Annotated in this window: 10 protein-coding genes; 4 read left to right on the forward strand and 6 right to left on the reverse strand. The window is 72.0% G+C overall.

Features of this window, described 5'->3' with window-relative positions; all coding sequences use genetic code 11:
- The first annotated feature begins 435 nt into the window (after window positions 1–435).
- Together MFF55_RS14485 and MFF55_RS14490 are read left to right on the forward strand one after the other, a co-directional pair.
- A complete protein-coding gene (locus MFF55_RS14485) occupies window positions 436–2211 on the forward strand; it encodes an AsmA family protein (protein WP_238244812.1) in 1776 nt (591 codons plus the stop codon).
- 36 nt (window positions 2212–2247) lie between these two features.
- Window positions 2248–3153: an efflux RND transporter periplasmic adaptor subunit gene (locus MFF55_RS14490; protein WP_238244813.1), complete on the forward strand. Its 906-nt coding sequence runs from the start codon at window positions 2248–2250 to the stop codon at window positions 3151–3153.
- A gap of 47 nt (window positions 3154–3200) precedes the next feature.
- Here MFF55_RS14490 and MFF55_RS27005 read toward each other — a convergent pair whose 3' ends face one another.
- The 5 genes from MFF55_RS27005 to MFF55_RS14515 all read right to left on the reverse strand — a co-directional run bounded on the left by MFF55_RS27005 (window position 3201) and on the right by MFF55_RS14515 (window position 10602).
- Window positions 3201–3545: a hypothetical protein gene (locus MFF55_RS27005; protein WP_306421434.1), complete on the reverse strand. Its 345-nt coding sequence runs from the start codon at window positions 3543–3545 to the stop codon at window positions 3201–3203.
- Window positions 3546–3686: 141 nt separating this feature from the next.
- The gene (locus tag MFF55_RS14500) at window positions 3687–6815 is read right to left on the reverse strand and encodes an efflux RND transporter permease subunit (RefSeq protein WP_238244814.1); all 3129 of its coding nucleotides are present in this window, start codon (window positions 6813–6815) and stop codon (window positions 3687–3689) included.
- Window positions 6816–6830: 15 nt separating this feature from the next.
- Window positions 6831–7736 carry an efflux RND transporter periplasmic adaptor subunit gene (locus tag MFF55_RS14505; protein ID WP_238244815.1) on the reverse strand — a complete coding sequence of 302 codons (906 nt, stop codon included), beginning with the start codon at window positions 7734–7736 and terminating at the stop codon, window positions 6831–6833.
- A gap of 191 nt (window positions 7737–7927) precedes the next feature.
- Window positions 7928–8566 carry an OmpA family protein gene (locus MFF55_RS14510; RefSeq protein WP_238244816.1) on the reverse strand — a complete coding sequence of 213 codons (639 nt, stop codon included), beginning with the start codon at window positions 8564–8566 and terminating at the stop codon, window positions 7928–7930.
- A 419-nt stretch (window positions 8567–8985) separates the two neighbouring features.
- Window positions 8986–10602: a caspase family protein gene (locus tag MFF55_RS14515; protein ID WP_238244817.1), complete on the reverse strand. Its 1617-nt coding sequence runs from the start codon at window positions 10600–10602 to the stop codon at window positions 8986–8988.
- 264 nt (window positions 10603–10866) lie between these two features.
- Between MFF55_RS14515 and MFF55_RS14520 the strand changes: the two genes are divergently transcribed.
- Together MFF55_RS14520 and MFF55_RS14525 are read left to right on the forward strand one after the other, a co-directional pair.
- Complete coding sequence (locus tag MFF55_RS14520; protein ID WP_238244818.1) at window positions 10867–11070, forward strand: hypothetical protein; 204 nt, start codon at window positions 10867–10869, stop codon at window positions 11068–11070.
- Window positions 11071–11269: 199 nt separating this feature from the next.
- Window positions 11270–12805: an efflux RND transporter periplasmic adaptor subunit gene (locus tag MFF55_RS14525; protein WP_373874807.1), complete on the forward strand. Its 1536-nt coding sequence runs from the start codon at window positions 11270–11272 to the stop codon at window positions 12803–12805.
- A 51-nt stretch (window positions 12806–12856) separates the two neighbouring features.
- Here MFF55_RS14525 and MFF55_RS14530 read toward each other — a convergent pair whose 3' ends face one another.
- Window positions 12857–17728, reverse strand: a complete 4872-nt coding sequence (locus MFF55_RS14530; RefSeq protein WP_238244819.1) for an NAD-glutamate dehydrogenase — start codon at window positions 17726–17728, stop codon at window positions 12857–12859.
- Between the last annotated feature and the right edge of the window lie 285 nt (window positions 17729–18013).

Here is an 18013-nt window from a genome sequence, read left to right on the forward strand (position 1 = left end):
CACCCTGGCGGTGCGGGCGACAGCCTGCGGTGACCGCCCACAACGAGGCGGCACGCGAGAGAGCCTTGCAGCGGCCCGGGATGCAAGAGAACCGGGGTTCAGCGCTGGCGCAGGGCGAGGGCCGCCGACACACCGCGACGCGCGAGCAGCGCGGGCCGACACCCGTGCTGCGGGACGCCGGGGGACCGGCATGTACTACACCCCAGGTGGTTCCGCGGCGTCCCGCGTCACCCCTCGCCAGCCATGCCTCCGGCGCTCGCAGCGCGCGGAGCCGATGACGCGTGCGGCGCCCACACCCCCCGCCATGCAGCCCGCCGGCCGCGCTCGCCCGGCCCTAGCTTGACTGTCCCGGCGTGGCGTCGTCTAGCTTTCGCCCCTTGCGAAGCGCCCGGCCCCGAGCCTCGATCCGATGTCCGCGCCCTCCCCCATTCTCCCATGCGCCTCCGCGGCCTGACGCTCGCCGTCGCGGGCCTCGCCGCGCTGGCCGCGGGATCGCTCGTCGCCTGGCCCCTCGCCTCGGCCCGGATCACGCGCGGCCTCGAGGAGCGGCTCGGCCGCGAGACCGGGCTGCCCTGGCGGATCGGCGGCTTAGGGCTAGGCTTCGCGCCGGGCCCGACCTTGAGCCTGCGCGACGTCCGGGCCGGCGCCGAGGCCGGCGGGTCGGGCTTCGGGCTGACGGCGAACCGGGCCCGGATCGCCGGGCCCTTCGGGCTGCTGCTCGGCAGCGAGGGCAGCATCCGCGTCGCCGTCGAGGGCATCGTCCTGCAGGGACCGATTCCCGGCGGGCAACCCGGTCCCGCGGGCGATGCCCCGATCGGCCCCATCGACGGGGTCTCCGGCCTTCGTGCGACCCTGCGCGGCGTCGAGGCCCGGCTCGGGTCCTCCGGGCGCGACCTCGCCGCCGCCGTCGAGAGCCTGGACCTCGTCCTCGACCGGGCGTCGGGCACGCCCAAGACCGAGATCCGCGCCAGCCTCGAGGGGCGGGACTACAGGGCCGCCCTCGACCTCGACCTCGCCACGGGGGCGCAGCCCCTGCGGATCAGCCTCGACCCGACCGGCGCGGGCGGCCGTCGCCTGGCCGCGACCGCGCGGGCCGCGCTCGGCCGGACGGCTTTGCGCCTCGACGGGCTCGCCGGCACCATCGATGGCGAGCCCTTCTCCGGCACGCTCGGCCTCGACGTCGCCGCCAAGCCGCGGCTGACCGCCGACCTGCGCTTCGACGCGCTGACCCTGACCGGGGCCGAGGGCGCCCGTCCCGCCGCGCCGAACGGCGGCCTGACCGTCGCCGTCGACGCCGACCTGATCCCCGATCCGTCCTGGTTCGAGCCCTTCGACGCCAAGGCCTCGCTCGCCTTCAAGCGGCTTACCCTCGGCGGCCTGCGCCTGGAGGGGGCGGCCGTCGCCGCTACCGTGAAGGAGGGCGGCCTCGACCTCACCCTCGCCTCGGAGGCCGCCTATGCCGGCACGGCGCGGGCGCGCTACGTGCTGGGGCGCGCCGGCGACGGCGGCCGCCACCAGCTCAGCCTCTCGCTCCATCGCGCCCGCGCCCTGCCGCTGCTCGCCGACCTCGCCGGGGTGCGCGGCCTCGACGGCACGGCGAGCGCGCGCATCGACGTTCAGGCGACGGGCCGAAGCCTCGACGGGCTCCTGCGCTCGGCCACGGGCCTCGCCGACCTCTCGGTCGCCGACGGACGCCTCGACGGCCTCGACCTCGCGGGCCTGATCGGGCTGGTGCCCGGCCGCGCCGCGCCGCGGGGCGAGGCCGGCGCGGACGGCTTCCTGCGCACCAGGCTCGGCTTCCTCGGCGGCAGCTTCAGCGTGGCGGATGGAAGGGCGATCACCAACGACCTCGCGATGAGGACGAACATCCTCGAGGCCAAGGGCGCCGGCAGCCTGGACCTCGTCGCGCGCAGCCTCGACTTTCGCCTGACTCCCACCCTGATCGCGCCGGGCGCGGGCCGCAGCCGGCGCGGCCTCGACGTGCCGATCCGTGTGACCGGCCCCTGGGCCGACCCTTCCGCCACGGCCGACCTCTCCGGCATCGCCAGGGATCCGGGCAGCGCGATCGACGCCCTCCAGGGCCTGGGCGAGAGCCTGTTCGGCGGCGACGGCGATCCCGGCGGGGATTTGGGCGCGGGCCTCGGCGGCCTCCTCGACGCGATCCTGCCCAAGCCCCGCGAGCGCCCCGCACCCGGGCCCCGCAGGCCCTGACCCATGTCCCGCTCTCATTCCCTGGACACCAACGGCATGACCACCCGCTGCGCGCGCGCCTGCGCGATGGAACGATCCGGATTTGTCGCTCCGCTCGCACTCGCCGCGCTGCTCGCCGCCTCGCCCGCCGCGGCGCAGACGCCGCCGGAATCGACGGCCCTCTCGGTCAGCGTGCGGCAGACCCGGACGATGTGCTTCCAGGACAGGGTCGAGGTGACCGGCGTGCTCGTGGCGCGCCAGGAGGTCGACGTGGGAGCCGACCGCGAGGGTCTGAAGGTCGCCCAGGTGCTGGTGCAGCCCCTCGAGGAAGTCAGCCCGGGCCAGGTTCTGGCGCGGCTCAGCGCCATCGAGGGACCGGCCGCCGAGGCGGCCGTGCGCAGCCCGGTCGCGGGCTTCGTGGTCCGGAGCAACGCGCGGCTCGGCATGCCGGCCTCGCCGCGCCAGGGTCCGCTGTTCCAGATCGTCGTGCGCGGCGAGATCGACCTTCAGGCCGAGGCGCCTATTCCCGACCTCGCCAAGCTCGCCGTCGGCCAGGCGGTGAGCGTGCGGCCGCTCGGCGCTCCGGAGATGCCCGCGCGCATCCGCGCGGTGGAGGCGGGCACCGATCCGGCGACCCAGCTCGGCCGGGTCCGCATCGGAATCGGCCCGGCGCCGGACCTGCGGGTCGGCACCTTCGCCCGGGGCGTCGTCGCGGTGGGCGAGCGCTGCGGGATCGGCGTGCCCTATTCGGCGGTGATGTATGAGCCCGACGGGACCATCGTCCAGGTCGTGAACGGCGACCGCATCGAGAGCCGGCAGGTCTCGGTGGGGCTCCTGTCGGGCGAGAATGCCGAGATCCGCTCAGGCCTCGCCGAGAGCGACCTCGTGGTCGTCCGCGCCGGGCCGTTCCTGCGCGAGGGCGACCAGGTCAAGCCGATCGTGGTGAGGGAGACGGCGCGGTAGTCGCGCCGCTTTTTCCCTCCCCCGCAGAGGGGGGAGGGTTGTCGCCCTCAATCCGACCAGGCGTTGTCGCCGCACCAGGTCCGCCAGCTGTCGGCGGCGGGGTCGTTGCGGTCGAACCGGCACCAGGGCGATTTCGGCGCCGCGAGCGAGCGGGTCGCCACCTTGGTGGTCGCCTTGTCGGCGTTGTCCATCACGGTGCGGCAGCCGGCGCTGAGACTCGCCCTCTCGCGCTTGAGGCAGGCCGTGATCTGCCCGACGCTCGGAATGTGCGACGCGCACAAGCGGAACACGTCCGGCGTGCAGGCCGCGCGCTCGGCGCTGGACCCTTGGGCGGAGGCCGGCGCCGCCGCGAGCAGCAGGGCGAGCCCCGCGAGAACCATCGACGTCTTCATCCTCGTTCTCCCTGAAACCTTTTCGATCCCATCCGGACCCGTGCCGATCCTCTTACGGCTCGCCGGTCCCGGCCGTGCCCGCCCGCACGCGCGTCCCGCTCCATCGGGCGCGTGCGCCGAGTTCCTGTGATTTTGCGCACCTCACTCCGCCGGTCCCGCCGAGCCGAGCCCGGGCGCCAGGGCCGGGCCGGCCTCGGCGGGCTTCCCCGCCTTGCGCCGCCCCGAGAGGCCTATGAGCCAGCGCAGGCCGCGCATCGAGCGCTCCTGGATCTCGGAGATCATCACGAACATCGCGGGCACGAAGACCAGCGACAGCAGCGTCGAGAAGATGAGCCCGCCGATCACCGCGAGCGCCATCGGCGAGCGGAACTCGCCGCCGATGCCGAAGGCGAGCGCCGAGGGCACCATGCCCGCCACCATCGCGATGGTGGTCATGACGATGGGACGCGCTCGCTTCTGGCCGGCATCGATGATCGCCGCGTTGCGCTCCATGCCGTGACGGATCGATTCGACGGCGAAGTCGATGAGCATGATCGCGTTCTTCGTGACGATGCCCATGAGCATCAGGATGCCGATCCAGACCGGCGTTGTGAGCTGCATGCCTGAGATCATCAGGGCGAGCACGGCGCCGCCGAGCGAGAGCGGCAGCGAGAACAGGATGGTCACCGGCAGGAGGAACGAGCCGAACAGGAGCACCAGCACCGCGTAGACCATGAGCAGGCCCATGCTCATCGCCTGCGCGAAGCCCTCGGAGAGCTCGTTCAGGCTCTCGGCGTCGCCCGACTGGCTGACCGTGACGCCCTTGGGCAGCGACTTCATCACCGGCAGCGCGTCGATGTCGGCCAGCACGTCGCCGAGCGCGGCGTTGCCGACGAGGTCGCAGGCCACCGTCGCCTGCCGCTGGCGGTCGTAGCGGCTGATGTTGGTCGGCCCCTGCTGGAACTCGAGATCGGCGATGGCCGAGAGCGGAATCGAGCCGCGGCCCATCGGCACGCGAAGCTGCTCCAGCACGTTGCGGTTGACCCTGGCCCGGTCGTCGAGCTGGACCCGGATCGGGATCAGCCGGTCGCCGGCATCGAACTTGGCGAGCGCCGGGCCGACATCGCCGATGGTCGCCACGCGGATCGTCTCGGCGAGCACGGACGGCGTCACGCCGAGCCGGGCTGCGAGGTCGAGATGGGGTTTGATCTGGAGTTCCGGCCGGTCAAGCGTGGTGCCGGAGATGACGTTCGTGACCGTGGGCAGGCGCCGCATCTGGCCGGCGAGCTCGTTGGCCACGTTGGCCACCGCCCGCGTGTCGTAGCCCTGGACGACCAGCGAGATCGCGCGCAGGCCGTTCTCGTCCACGAAATAGTAGCGGATGTCGGGCACCTGCCGCAGGCGCTTCCCGATCTCGGTCTCGAGCTGGCGCTGCGTGATCTTGCGATCCTTCTTGGCCGTGTAGTTGATGATGAGCGACGCGCGCCGGAACTCGATCGGCTCCTTGGGCACGCGGCCGCCGTCGACGAAGACGGTGCGGACCTCGGGCAGCGAGCGGATCGCCGCGACGATCTCCTCGGTCACCCGCTCGGTGTCGGAGAGCTGCGAGCCCGGCGGCAGCTCCACCGCCATGACCGAGCGCGAGGTGTCCTGCGCCGGCAGGAAGCCCTTAGAGAGCAGGCCGATCGAGGCGATGGAGGCCGCGAAGAACAGGAGACCGATGACGACCGTAACGGGGTACCAGCGCACCGACAGCGTCACGAGGCGGGTATAGGCCCGCACGATCGGCCCCGGCGGCTTCTCCTCGGCCTGGTGCGGCTTCATCAGGTAGGCCGCCAGCATCGGCGTCACGAATCTCGCCGCGAGCAGCGAGAAGAAGACCTGCACGGCGACCGTGATGCCGAACTGCTTGAAGAACTGCCCGGCGATGCCGGACATGAAGCTCGCCGGCGCGAAGATCGCGATGATGGTGAGCGAGATCGCGATGACGGCGAGCCCGATCTCGTCGGCGGCCTCCGAGGCCGCCTGGAGCGCGGATTTGCCCATGCGCATGTGCCGGGCGATGTTCTCGATCTCGACGATGGAATCGTCGACGAGGATGCCCGTCGACAGGGTGATCGCGAGGAAGCTCACGAGGTTCAGGGAGAACCCGAGCATGTCCATCGCCCAGAAGGCGGGGAAGATCGACAAGGGCAGCGAGACCGCGATGATCACCGTGGCGCGCAGGTCCCTCAGGAACAGGAACACGATGATGACGGCGAGGATCGCGCCCTCGAACAGGGTGTTGATGGCGGCGTCGTAGTTGCCCAGCGTGAACTCGACCGAGGAATCGATGAGCTTCAGGTCGAAGCCGGGGTTCTCGGCGCGCAGGGTATCGACGCGCTTCTGGATCGCCTCCGCCACCACGACGTCGCTGGCGCCCTTGGCCCGCTTGATGCCGATGGCGACCACGGGCTCGCCGTTGAGTCTCGCGAAGGTGCGCCGGTCGGCGATGGTGTCGGTCACCATGCCGAGGTCTTCGAGCCGGATCTCGCCCCCTGTCGGCAGGGCGAGCATGGTGCCGGCGAGCTCCTCCAGGGTCTTGGCCGAGGCCAGCGTGCGGATCGCCTGGTCGCGCCCGCCGATCTCGGCCCGGCCGCCGGTGACGGTGATGTTGGTGCCGCGAAGCCGCCGGCTCACGTCCGCCGCGGTCAGCCCGAAGGCCTGGAGCTTGTCGGGATCCAGCGAGACCAGGATCTCGCGGGTGACGCCGCCGATCACCTCGACCTGGGCCACGCCCTTCACGTCCTGGAGCGAGCGCCGGACCTCGTTCTCCATGAACCAGGAGATCTGCTCCGGGCTCTTGCCCGGCGCCGAGGCCGCGTAGGTGACGATGGGAAGTCCCACCACGTCGACCCGCTGGACCAGCGGCTCCTCGATGTTCTGGGGCAGGTTGGAGCGGATGCGGGTGAGCGCGTCCTTGACGTCGTTGAGCGCCCGGTCGGTGTTCGTCTCCAGTCGGAACTGGATCGTGGTGATCGACAGGCCGTCGGTGACCGAGGACGCGATGTGGCGCACGCCCTCGACGCCCGACACCCCGTCCTCGATCGTCTTCGTCACCTGCGTCTCGATCTCGGCCGGCGCCGCGCCGAACTGCGAGACCACGACGGAGATCAGCGGGATGTCGGCGCTCGGCAGCCGGGTGATCGGCAGCCGCGTGAAGCTCGCCCAGCCGAGCACCAGCAGGATAATCGAGAAGACGACGGAGGGCAGCGGCCGCTTGATGGCCGCGGAGGAGACGTTGAGCGACATCGTCGTTGTTGCCCCTTACCTCGACCCGTCCTTGGGTCCGTCCGTCCGCGTGGAAATGACCGGATTCACCCGGTCGCCCGGCCGGAAGACCGTCCCGGCATTGGCGACGACCGGCTCACCCTCGGCGAGGCCTTCGCGGATGCGGATGGTGGTCTCGTCGAACAGCCCGGTGCGCACGCTGCGGGTCTCGACGGCCGAGCCGTTGAACACCTGCACGCTCGCCGCGCCGTTCTGGTACGTGACCGCCGAGCGCGGCACCGAGAGCCCGCAATCCCGGGCGGTCTCGATGGTGGCGCTCGCGAACTGGCCGGCGCGCAGCGCCGAGGGCGGCTCCACCGCGATCCTGGCGCGGCCGAGCTGGGTGCCCGGGTCGACCTCGCTCACGGGGACGCGGACGGTTCCCTTCACCTCGGTGCCGTCGTCCCGCAGGATGCGCGCGGCGGAGCCTAAGCGGATCTTGGCGGCGTAGGGGCTCGGCACGTCGACGAGGAGGTCCATGCCGGTCTCGGCGGCGATCCGGACCTGGGGGTCGGGTATCCCCGTCGCAGGGTTCGGCGTGCCCGGCCCCGTCAGCATGCCGACGCGGGCGTTGATCCTCACGATGCGCCCGACGATGGGCGCGCGCAGCGTCAGGGTCGGGGGGCGCTGCGCCGCGGCCGCCGGGTTCGGCGGGCCGGCCTCGTCGAGGCGGGCCGCCCGCAGGAGATCCTGATTGGCCGTCACCCGGTCGCCCTCGGCGACGAGGATCTCGGTGATGCGGTAGCCCTCGAGGCCGAGGCTGGCGCCGCCCTCCTCGCGGGGCGTGGCGAAGCCGGTGATGCGGACCTGCTCGGTGAGGCAGGCCGAGCCCGCGCGCACGCCGGGCACGCTGACGCCGGGGGAGGTCTGGGCCGCGGCGGCCCCGGACAGGAGCAACGCCATCCCGAGCGCCCATCCTCCGCCGCGATGGACCGACCTCTCGCAACTGCCTCTGGTCATGGCTCTCGACGTGCCCGTCCCCTTGCGGCCCCGCGATGCCGCCCAAGCTCGGCCGGACTACAGGGTTTCGGCGCCGTCGTGAACAGGGTTCCCGACGGCGCCGCTCGTCCTGATGTATCCGCGTTCCGCGGGCTTCAGCGCCCGGCGGTCTTGACCTGAAGCATGTTGACCGCCTGCACGCGCCGGTTCTCCTTGGCGAAGGGCGCGGACGCGTTCTTGAGGCGGGCCTTGCCGTAGCCGGCGGTGATCAGGTTCGAGGCCGGGATGCCGTATCGCGAGACGAGGAAGCTCTTCACCGCCTCCGCACGCCGCTCCGACAGGCCCTGGTTCACCTGGTCCGTGCCCTTGGCGTCGGTGTGGCCGGTGATCGCGAAGGTCTGCCCTCTCAGCTCGGGGCTCGAGAGCGCCTTGCCGAGCTTGTTCGCCGTCTCGAGGGCGGGCCCGCGCAGGGTGTCGGAATTGTAGTCGAACTCCATTTCGAGATCGATCGCGGGCTTGTTGGCGGCCACCGCCACCAGCTTCTCGCGGTCGCCCACCGAGAGCGAGCGGCTGTTGCGGTTGCGCAGGGAGTCGATGAAGGCCTCGTCCGGGTTCGCCGACGCGGTCGCCGTCGCCGCATCCGGTCGGGCCGGCTGGCCCAGCGAGAGGCCGCGGGTCCGCGGGGCGGCCAGGGGCATGGTGGAGGGCGCCGACAGTGCCTTGAGGATCTGGGATTCCGTTACGTCCTCGGCGCGGACGGGCAGTCCGGCGATGAGGAGCGCCGCAATGCTCATTCCGAGGATCTTCGAATGGTTACTCGAAAAGCCGAACATTTCTGCCTCCTGAAGGCGGTCTGCAAGAAGACTCGCAGGTGAGTCGTCTTCCCACGCCGCCGTGTTGCGATCAACAGCATCGGTAGACGATTCAGGACGGTTTTCGGTGCGTATTGGCACGACGACGGCGGACCGTTGCACGAACGCATGCTTGCGGAATGCGGATGGGCTTCGCTGCGTCGCGATGATGACGGCGCCTTCTCAGGCGATCGGGATGACCCAGGCCATCATCGGCATCTGCCTCGGCACTTGTCAGAGACGCCTCCGCACTCCGCCCGCGGGGAGCGGGACGGCTCGTGTGCGAGGCGGGGGTCCCCTCTCCTAGGGCAGAGGGAGCTCGTCCAGGCTCCCGCGGCAAACGAGCAGGGGTCCGGCCGGGCTCAGCGCAGGCCGTACTGGGCGAAATCCTTGTCGATGGTCGGGTTGAGCGCCAGCGCACCCGCGAAGTCGCGGTCGGCCTGCTTCGTCTGGCCGAGGCGCAGGCGCGCGACGCCGCGGCCGTAGAGGGCGGAGGGGTGGTTCGGATCGACCTTGAGGGCGGCGTCGTAATCGGCGAGCGCCGCGCGGTGGGCGCCGGTCTTGAGGTGGACGAGGCCGCGGCTGTCCAGCGCGTCGAGGAAGTTCGGGCGCAGGCGCAGGGCCTCGTTGCAATCGGCCATCGCCCGCTCCGTCTCGTTCAGCATCGCGCGCATCCAGCAGCGGTTGTTGTAGGCCTCCGGGTTGATCGGGTTGAGGCGGATCGACTCGTCGAAATCCGCGATCGCCTGGGTGTACTCGTCGCGCTGGGCGTGGAACTGGCCGCGCTCGTAGAAGGCGGCCTCGTCGAGCGCGTTGCGGGCGATGCGGTCGTCGAGCGCCGTCTTCCGGCTCAGCTCCGCCGTCGAGTAGGACTTGCCGGCGGGCGGCGCGACGGCGGCCGGCACCGGCTCGGGCTTCGGCAGCGCGGCGTCGAGCCGCCTGATCTCGGCGCGGGCGCGCTCGGCGAGCGGTCCGGCCGGATGGCTGCGCAGGAACTCCTCGTAGGAGGCCTTGCTGCCGATCGCGTCGGCGCGGTCGAAGGCGCGGGCCGCGGCCTCCTCGGCCTTGGCGGGCGCGTCCGGCTCCTTGGCCGCGACCACCGGCTCCGGCGGCTTCTCGACGGCGGGCTTCTTCTCCGGCGCGGGTTGGGGCGACGGGAGCGGCTTCGGCTCCGCCTTGGCCACGGGCTTCACCCGGGTCGGGTCGAAGAAGAAGGGATCTTCGAGACCCGAGGCGAAGGCCGGGTTCTGCAGATTGCGGCTGTCGCGGGTGAGCGCGTCGCGGGTCGCGGTGAAGACCTGCTCGGCGTTGAGCTCCGACTGGCCGATCTGCTTCACGAGCTCGGTGACGAAGGGGCTCTGGGTGGCGCCCGCCGGCTCGTTGATGACCCCGCCCACGGCGGCCGCGTAGAGGCTGATCGAGCCGGGCGCGGCGCCGGGCGCGGCCAGCCCCATCGAGAAGCTGCGGAAGCGGCGCTCGAACGGGTTGCGGCGCGAGGCGTCGAGCACCAGGGCGCGGGCGCTCGCCCCGCGCTTCTCCAGGCCGCTCATGATGCCCTCGACGCTGATGCCGTCGCGGGTCACGTCCGCCTCGCTCCAGATCCGCGCGTCGACCGGGACGAGGTAGTTCTTGCGCGCGACCTGGATGCCGTAGCCGCTGAAGAAGACGAGCGCGATCGAGCCGGGCTCCACCTTGGCGACGAACCGGTCGACGGCCGCCTGCATCGCCTCCTTGCCGAGGTTCTCGGCGGCCTCGACCGCGAAGCCCTTGCTTTTCAGCGCCTCGCCGAGGGTGCGGGCGCTGGCGAGCGGCGTCGGCAGCACGGCGTCGCTGTCGGGATAGGCGGCGTTGGCGATGACGAGCGCATGCCGGGCCGCCGCCGCCGCGGCGGGGCCGGGGGCGCCCCAGACGGCGCTCAAAAGAAATGCCGCGACGGCGATGAGCCGCATCGTGGTCGCAACGGAACGAGGGGGTCGCATCCCGGATCTCTGCTCGACTGACCGCGCCCGCTGATACCTGTTCGGCCTCCGGCTCCGCAATAGCGGCGGCTTCGGGGGAGGTAGGCCCTCCCCTGGAGGCGTTGAGGAACACCGACCACGGCGATCTCCGACAATACGCCCGAATACCTTTTGGTTAAGTTCGAAATCTTTCGCGTCCGCTAGCCTGTGGATGATTCATCACAGCCTAGGAAACTATCCTGTGTTAGTCTCGCCACCATATTCCTCCAAGGCCATGCCCCCTCCATGCAGACGCGATCCGCCGTGCTCTCCGTCTCCGAGCTCAAGGGCGTGGAGGTGATCGACGGCGGCGACACGCTCGCCGTCCGTTTCGAGACGCCCGACGGTGGCGAGCTCGCCCTTCTCGTCCCGCAAAGGACGGTTGCGACGCTCACCCAGGAGCTCGCCGTGGGTCTCGCGGCACGGCGGGAGCCTCCGCGCGAGTCCTGAGCGAGGCTCCGGGTCTCGCGGGCCGACGCGCGGCACCTTTGCGGGTGACGGGGCGCGGCGGGATCTTGACAATCGCGCGGCCCTTGCCCGTCATCCGGCCCGCCGCCTGCCCGTCGATCGAGCCCTCCGTTCGGGTTGTGGGCAGGAGGGCTGCGCGCTCCCGGCAAAGACCCTGCCCCGACAGGCGAGACCCGCTCCGTTGGAACCGACCCGAGACGAGGCCGCGGACCGCCTTCGCGGCGGGCCGCTGAAGCGCACGATCGCCGCGATCCTGGCCGCGGACGTGGCCGGCTATTCCCGACTGGTCGCGGAGGACGAGGAGGATACCCTCCGGCGCCTCGCCGGCCATCGCGCCGTCTTCCGGGAACAGGTGTCCCGGTTCGGCGGCCGGGTCTTCAACACGGCGGGCGATGCGATCCTCGCCGAGTTCCCGAGTGCGGTGGAGGGCCTGCGCGCAGGGATCGCGATCCAGGAGACCCTGCGCGAGCGCAATCGGGAGCATCCGCCGGGGCGCCGCATCTGCTTCCGCATGGGCATGACCATCGGCGACGTGGTCGAGCAGGACGGCGACCTGCTCGGCGACGGCGTCAACATCGCGGCCCGGCTGGAGGGCATCGCCGAGCCCGGCGGCATCTGCATCGCGCGCTCGGTGCACGAGGCGATCGACAACAAGGTCGCCGTCACGTTCCGCGACATCGGTCCGCAGAAGCTCAAGAACATCCCGCGCCCCGTCCACGCGTTCCGCGTGGTGCTGCCGGCCGACCCCGCCGACGGTTCCGGACAGGATGGTCGCCGGGGCGGGCGCCTGCGGCGTCTCGCTCCCGTGATCGCCCTGCTCCTCCTCGCCCTCGGCCTCGGCGCCGGGCTCTGGTACGGCCTGCCAGGCCTGCGGCGGGACCCGGTGATCGCCGCGCTGCGAGCGAACCCGGACCGGGACGACATCCTGACGGTGAGCGTCGCCCGGGCGAGCCAGGCCTGCTTCGCGGACGAGGCGTCGTTCAGCGGCACCATCGTCCCGCGCCGGGAGATCGAGATCCGGCCGGACGCGGAGGGCCTGCGCGTCGCCCAGGTCCTGACGCAGCCGATGGCCGAGGTCGCGGCGGGCCAGGTCCTCGCCCAGCTCTCCCGCGCGGGCGAGCCGGAGGGCGCGGTCGTGGCCCTGCGCGCGCCGGTGCCGGGCATCGTCGGGCGCAGCAACGCACTCGTCGGCGCGCCGGCCTCGGCCCGGGGGGCGCCGCTCTTCCAGCTCGTGGCCTACGGCGAGTTCGAACTCGAGGCCGAAATCTCCCTCGATACCCTGGAGCGCCTCGCGCCCGGACAGGCCGTCACCCTCCGCCCCCTCGGGCTGCCCGAGCTGCAGGGCCGCATCCGCCTCGTCTCGCCGCAGGTGGACCCGGCGACTCAGCTCGGCTCCGTCCGCGTGCTCCTTCGCAACGCCGCGGGCCTGCGCCAGGGATTGTTCGCGCGCGGCACCGTCTCCCTGGGCGAGCGCTGCGGGGTCGCCATCCCGCAATCCGCGATCCTGCGCGGACCGGAGGGGACGAGCGTCTACGTCGTGAGCGAGAGCCGCGTCGAAGGACGCCCCGTCACGCCCGGATTGCTCTCGGGCAACCTCGTCGAGGTGCGGGAGGGGCTCGCGGTCGACGACACCGTCATCCTGCGCGCCGGACCCTTCCTGCGCGAGGGCGACGTGGTCCGGCCCGCCCTCGTCGCGACGGCGCGCTCCGCCGATTGAGGCGAGGGCGCCGGGCCTGCCCGCGCAGGCTTGCGGCTCCTCCTCGAACCCCTAGCGCCGCGCCAGGTCGCCGAGCAGGCTTGCGGCGACCGTGACCTTCGACACCGTCAGACCGGACCGGACGATGGCATCGACCGCGTCGCGGATGCGGGTGAGCGCCGGACCCCGGGCGGCGCTCCAGGCGTCCACGCCCTCCGCGCCGACGCCGCCATTGGCCGTGACCTCGGCGGTGAGCCCGCGATGGGCCGTCGAGATGCCGGCGACCGCCCGTTCCAGGGCCACGCGGTCGAAGGTGTCGGACACCGCGACGTCCCGGGCCGCGGCGGCGAGGTCGCCGAGGCCGAAGGCGTGCTCGATCGCGAAATGCGTGGCCGCGATCTCGGCGACCGGGCGACCGCCGGTCTCCGCGACGCGGACGATGTCGGGGGCCGAGGTCAGGGCGCGCAGCGAGGCGAGGTGGTGGGCGCGCTCGGGGTCGAGCCCCTGGCCGGCGAGCCCGTCGGCCCGCGCCGTGATCGCGGCGAGCGCCTCCGCGTCGAGCACCTTCGGCAGGGCGGCGAGCACCGCCGCGATCCCGTCCCGGTAGCGGGCGACGATCGGCGCGATGCCGCCCGACAGGTCGAGGTTGCGGATGAACCAGACGATCCGCCCCGTGAGCAGGTCCTGCACCTCGGCGTAGAGCCCGAGCTGGGCCTGGCCCGGGATGCGGCCGTCGAGCGTGTCGATGGCGAGGTTCAGCTCCATCAGGCCGAAGGCGTCGCGGGTGACCGCGTAGGCCTTGGCGATGGTCGCGGCATCCGCCCCGGTCTCGTCGACGAGGCGGGTCACCAGCGAGGGCCCGCCGCGGTTGACGATGATGTTGGAGAGCGCCGTCGCGACGATCTCGCGGCGCAGCCGGTGCCCCCTGACCGCGTCGGGGAAGCGCTCGCGCAGGGCCGCGGGGAAGTAGCGCTGCAGCTCGCGGTCGAAATAGGGATCGTCCGGGACCGGGCTCGCCAGCACCGCGTCGTAGAGCGCGAGCTTGGCATAGGCGAGCAGCACCGCGTATTCCGGCCGGGTCAGGCCCTCGCCCTTGCGCAGGCGTTCGGAGAGCGTGGCGTCGTCGGGCAGGTACTCGACGGCGCGGTCGAGGCGCCCCTCCGCCTCCAGCGCCTGCATGGTGCGCATGGCGAAACCCGTCTCCGTCGCGCCGCGGCGCAGCGCGAGGGACAGCGCCAGGGTCTGGAGCTGGTTGTTGCGCAGGACGAGCGCGGCGACGGCGTCGGTCATGCTGACGAGGAGCGCGTTGCGGCCCGGCGCGTCGAGACGGCCGTCCTGCTCCGGGGTCATCAAGGTGATCTTGATGTTGACCTCGACGTCCGAGGTATTGACCCCGGCCGAGTTGTCGATGGCGTCGGTGTTGAGCCGGACGCCGCCGCGGGCCGCCTCGATGCGTCCGCGCTGGGTCAGGCCGAGATTGGCGCCCTCCCCCACCACCTTGGCGCGGATCGCGGTGCCGGTGATGCGCAGGGCGTCGTTGGCGCGGTCGCCGGCCTCCTCGTCGGTCTCGGTCGAGGCGCGGATATAGGTGCCGATGCCGCCGAACCAGAGCAGGTCGACGGGCGCCTTCAGGATCGCGTGCATGACCTCGCTCGGCGCGGCCTGCGCGGCCTCGATGCCGAGCACGGCCCGGATCTCGGGCGAGAGCGGGATGGTCTTGGAGGCGCGGGAGAACACGCCGCCGCCGGCCGAGATCAGGCTCGCGTCGTAATCGGCCCAGCTCGACCGTGGAAGGGCGAACAGGCGCTTGCGTTCGGCAAAGCTCCTGGCCGCGTCGGGGCTGGGATCGAGGAAGATGTCGCGGTGGTCGAAGGCCGCCACGAGCCGCAGGCTCTCCGAGAGCAGCATGCCGTTGCCGAAGACGTCGCCCGACATGTCGCCGACGCCGACCACCGTGATGGGGTCCCGTTGCGTGTCGATGTCGATCTCGCGGAAGTGGCGCTTCACCGCCTCCCAGGCGCCGCGGGCCGTGATGCCCATGCCCTTGTGGTCGTAGCCCTGGCTGCCGCCCGAGGCGAAGGCGTCGCCGAGCCAGTGCCCGCGCTCGGCCGAGAGGCCGTTGGCGATGTCGGAGAAGGTGGCGGTGCCCTTGTCGGCGGCGACGACCAGATAGGTGTCGTCGGGGTCCTGGCGGACCGTGTCCGGCGGCGGCACGATCGCGGCGCCGACGATGTTGTCGGTGAGTTCGAGGAGCGTGCGGATGAAGATCCTGTAGCTCTCGGTCCCTTCCGCGAGCCAGGCCTGCCGGTCCGAGGCTGCGGGCAGGCGCTTGGGGAAGAACCCGCCCTTGGCGCCGACCGGCACGATGACCGCGTTCTTGACCTGCTGCGCCTTCACGAGACCGAGGATCTCGGTGCGGAAATCCTCAGGGCGGTCGGACCAGCGCAAGCCTCCGCGGGCGACGTAGCCGTAGCGCAGGTGCAGGCCCTCCACCCGGGGCGAGTAGACGAAGATCTCGAAGAAGGGCCGCGGCAGCGGCATGGCCTCGACCTTCGCGCAGGCGAACTTGAACGAGATCGTCTCGCGCGGCAGCCCGCCGGGCCCGATCTGGAAAAAGTTCGTGCGCACAGCGGCTTCGACGAGGTTCATGAAGCGGCGCAGGATGCGGTCGTCGTCGAGGCTCGTCACGGCGGTGAGACCCGTCTCGATCTCGGCGCGGATCGCGGCCTGGACGGCGTCCCGATCCCCCTCGGCCCGTGGGTCGAAGCGGGCGTAGAACAGGGCGACGATGCGCTTCGCCAGCTCCCCGTGCCGGGTGAGCACCGCAGCGAGGTAATCCTGGCCGTAGCGCACCCGCAGCTGGCGCAGGTAGCGCCCTTGCGCGCGCAGCAGCGCGACGTCCCGCCATCCCAGGCCCGCCTCAAGGACCAGACGGTTGTAGCCGTCGGATTCGGCGAGGCCCCGCGACAGGGCGAGGAGCGCCGCCTCGATCGGGCGCTCCAGCGCGGGAAGGTCGATCGCGGCGCCGGTGGCGCGCTCCAGGAGCATGTCGTGAAGCCAGACCCTCGCCGCCTCGTCGGCGCCGGCGGGCAGGATGCGGTAGGTGCGCTCGTTGATGACGCGGAAGCCGAGATTCTCCAGCACCGGCACCCGCTCCGACAGGGGCAGCGCCGCGCCGCGCGAAAAGACCTTGAGGCGGACCTGATGCGCGCCGTCGGTGTCGCGCCGGCCGAGGTCGACCGCCCGCGGCCGGTCGGTCCCGAGCCGCTCCAGCGTCCCGATGTCGAGGACGGCGATACGGGGCGGGAAGTTCTCGCGATAGGCCGCCGAGAAGGCCTCGGCGTAGCGCCGGGCGAGGCTGCGGGCGCGGGGGCCGTCCATCGCGTCGGAGAGCGCCTCCCGCAGCCCGTCGCCCCAGGTCTGGACGAGCGAGGCGACGCCGGCCTCCAGCACGGCCGGATCGCGCTCGGCGTGCGATTCCTCGGCGAAGCCGACGATGTAGTGGGTGCGCGCCAGCGGGCCTTCGGGAAAGGCCGGGTAGGCGGCCGAGAGCCGTCCGCCGAGTTCGGCGGCGAGGTAGGCGCCGACCTTGGCGCGCACGGTCGAATCGTAGCGATCCTTGGGCACGTAGACGAGGAGCGAGACGAAGCGGCCGAAGCGGTCGGGCCGCGACAGGACCCGGATGCGGGGGCGGTCGGCAAGGTTCGCGATGGCGAGGGTGAAGCGGTAGAGCCGATCGACGTCGATCTGGAACAGGTCGTCGCGCGGATATGTCTCGAGCACGTTGAGGATGCTGCGCCCGGCATGGCTCGTCGGGTCGAGGCCGGCGCGGGCGGTCACCTCCGCCACCTTGCGGCGCAGATAGGGCACCTCGCGGGCCGGGCTCGCATAGGCGGCGCCCGTGAACAGGCCGACGATCCGGAGCTCGCCGGAGAGCTTGCCGAGGTCCGAGAAGAGCTTGATCCCGACATAGTCGAGATGGGCGGGGCGATGGACCCGCGACTTGACGCTCGCCTTGGTGATGATGAGGGCCTGGGGCTCCTCCAGGAAGGCGAGGATCTCGGGCGTCATGTCCACGAGCGCCCGGCCGCGCCGCAGCACCTCGACGCCGGGATCGCGCAACACGCCGAGCCCCGAGCCCTTCACCTCCGGATCGGCGCCGAGGCTGTACTCGCGCAGGCCCAGCAGGGTGAAGTTCCCGTCGCGGATCCAGTCGAGGAAGGCGAGCGCCTCGGAGAATTCCTCGTCGGGCAGCGGGGGCGGCGCGGCGCGATAGGCGTCCGCCAGCGCGTCGAGGCGCGCGAGCATGGCGGCGTGATCGTCCGTGGCCGCGGCCACGTCCCGGTAGACCTGCGCCAGTCCCTCGCCGAGGCGCTCCCGGGCCTCACCCTCGTCGATCCGGTCGAGATGAATGTGGATGAAGCTCTCGCGGTCATAGCCGCTGACGGCATCCGCCGTCGTTTCGCCCACGACCCGCAGGAGCCGGCCCGCGCCGTCGCGCTCCACGCCGAGAATGGGATGGGCGACGAGCCGCGGCGTCAGCCCCTGCTCGGTCAGCTCGGCCAGGGTGGAGTCGAGCAGGAACGGCCGGTTGTCGTTGACGACCTCGATGATGGTGAGTTCGCGCCGCCGGCCGCCGCGCGTCACCGCCAGGTCGTTGAGGCGCTGGTCGGAGGGCGCGTCGCGGCTGCGCGGCGCGGAAAGGTGCTCGCGGGCGGCGAGCGCGAGGTCGGCCAGGGCCTCGGCATCGTAGGGGGTGAGATCCTCCGGCGGCACCCGGCCGAACAGGTCGCGGACGAAGCCGCCGGGGCCGCCGCGGCGGATCACAGCCTCCGCGGCCGCCTCGATCAGGCCGGTCCGCACCGCCTTGTCCTCGGGCGTCGCCAGAGGGGATCGCCGCTCGTCGGGTTCCGGCGGCGGTGCCGCATCAAGGGGATCGATCATCTGGCCCTCGCATGCATCCGACGGCGCTACGGCCCGCCCTGAGTCGGGACGCGATCACCGGCCCGACTCAGGGCGGCAGACCCTAGGGACGGGAGCTCGGGGTGTCACGCTGGGAATCCCGCCGCGATCCCGGCGTCTTCTGTACAAAGCCGACGACAGCTTCACGACCGAGTCGCCCAAGGCGTTATCGGAAGCTTAGCGTTTTCTGAGCCAGAAAGGCGGCCTACGACCGCCGCCGTGAACTGCCCCCTCGCCCAGCCGATCCCGTACTCTGAAATTGACGAT

This window comes from Methylobacterium iners (genome assembly GCF_022179305.1).
Classification (GTDB): domain Bacteria; phylum Pseudomonadota; class Alphaproteobacteria; order Rhizobiales; family Beijerinckiaceae; genus Methylobacterium; species Methylobacterium iners.

Excerpts from the sequence above, each read along its gene's own strand:
- MFF55_RS14485 (WP_238244812.1), top strand. The coding sequence starts at position 436 with ATGCGCCTCCGCGGCCTGACGCTCGCCGTCGCGGGCCTCGCCGCGCTG.
- MFF55_RS14490 (WP_238244813.1), top strand. The coding sequence starts at position 2,248 with ATGACCACCCGCTGCGCGCGCGCCTGCGCGATGGAACGATCCGGATTT.
- MFF55_RS27005 (WP_306421434.1), bottom strand. The coding sequence starts at position 3,545 with ATGAAGACGTCGATGGTTCTCGCGGGGCTCGCCCTGCTGCTCGCGGCG.
- MFF55_RS14500 (WP_238244814.1), bottom strand. The coding sequence starts at position 6,815 with ATGTCGCTCAACGTCTCCTCCGCGGCCATCAAGCGGCCGCTGCCCTCC.
- MFF55_RS14505 (WP_238244815.1), bottom strand. The coding sequence starts at position 7,736 with ATGGCGTTGCTCCTGTCCGGGGCCGCCGCGGCCCAGACCTCCCCCGGC.
- MFF55_RS14510 (WP_238244816.1), bottom strand. The coding sequence starts at position 8,566 with ATGAGCATTGCGGCGCTCCTCATCGCCGGACTGCCCGTCCGCGCCGAG.
- MFF55_RS14515 (WP_238244817.1), bottom strand. The coding sequence starts at position 10,602 with ATGCGACCCCCTCGTTCCGTTGCGACCACGATGCGGCTCATCGCCGTC.
- MFF55_RS14520 (WP_238244818.1), top strand. The coding sequence starts at position 10,867 with ATGCAGACGCGATCCGCCGTGCTCTCCGTCTCCGAGCTCAAGGGCGTG.
- MFF55_RS14530 (WP_238244819.1), bottom strand. The coding sequence starts at position 17,728 with ATGATCGATCCCCTTGATGCGGCACCGCCGCCGGAACCCGACGAGCGG.